This is a genomic window from Ruegeria sp. CDSB013, assembly GCF_059611165.1.
Genome location: NZ_JBXWPA010000040.1, coordinates 1 through 1,079, shown reverse-complemented (window position 1 = coordinate 1,079; position 1,079 = coordinate 1). Strand labels below are relative to the sequence as shown.

General features: G+C 61.4%; 1 protein-coding gene. It reads right to left on the bottom strand.

The genetic code is table 11. The features are described 5' to 3' along the window. The coding region (locus AC2FJF_RS24345) for a cadherin-like domain-containing protein (protein ID WP_496727564.1) at positions 1-1,079 on the bottom strand (1,079 nt) is incomplete at both ends.

Genomic DNA, 1,079 nt, shown 5'->3' with positions numbered 1-1,079 from the left:
ACCACCCCGGAAGACCGTCCGTTCGGCTCCACATAATCAACCACAAAGAAGATCGTCCGGTCCGCATCGCCCGTGGGCAACCCATTCAACGTGTCAGTCGCGTTGACGCGTTCCAGCAGATCGCCGACGCCGTCAAACGTGATCGCCGCCTCGCCAGTCGGCGTCGCATTTTCCACCAGTTGCGGATCGCCCTGTGCCAGCAGATCATTGCCGCGACCGGACCCGTCCAGCCAGCCAGTTACGGTGTTGCCTGTGCCAAGGCTGACATTCTGCCCCGCTTCAAAGGCCGCAACCATGCCCGCCGTCACCGGAATACCTTGGGGGGCACCAACCGTAACCGTTACCGTGGCGCTGTCGCCCCCGGTTACCTCATAGGTAAAGCTGTCATCCCCTGTGAACCCGGCATTGGGCGTGTAGTCAAAACTGCCATCCGCATTGACCACCACCGACCCATTGGCCGGGCCAGTCAGCAGCGCGGCGGTGAAGGCGTCGCCTTCGGGGTCGCTGTCATTGGCCAGCAGTCCGTTCACCGCATCCACAGACAGCACCGTGCCCTCTGCTGTGGCATAGCTGTCATCCACAGCCTGGGCCGGATCGTCCACCGGTGTTCCAGTCAGGGTCACCGTCGCCTGATCCGTGCCGCCCCGACCATCGGAAACGTTGTAGATAAAGTTATCGACCCCGTCGAAATCCAGGTCCGGCGTATAGGTGAACGTCCCGTCCGCATTCAGCACCAGGCTGCCGTTCGACACGTCGCTGACCAGTTCCACACTCAGCGGATCGCCTTCCGGATCGCTGTCCACACCGCCGCCGTTCTCGGCCAGAACATCGCCGGAAACCGGCGTGTCCTCAATAAAGGCCACCGCATCATCTGCTGCGACCGGGGCTGTGTTGTTCGGATCGGATATATATTTCGTCTGCAGGAAGTCTTCGACCTGTTGGCGCTCACTCTCATCAAGCGCGCGGTCGTAGATCAGCACCGCCGCGATGTTCATCTCTCCTTCGGCGGCCCCCTTGATATGGGCCCCCAGCACCAGCTTGGTCAGGGTGGTGTTGAACGTATGCGTGTCAGTGTCGAT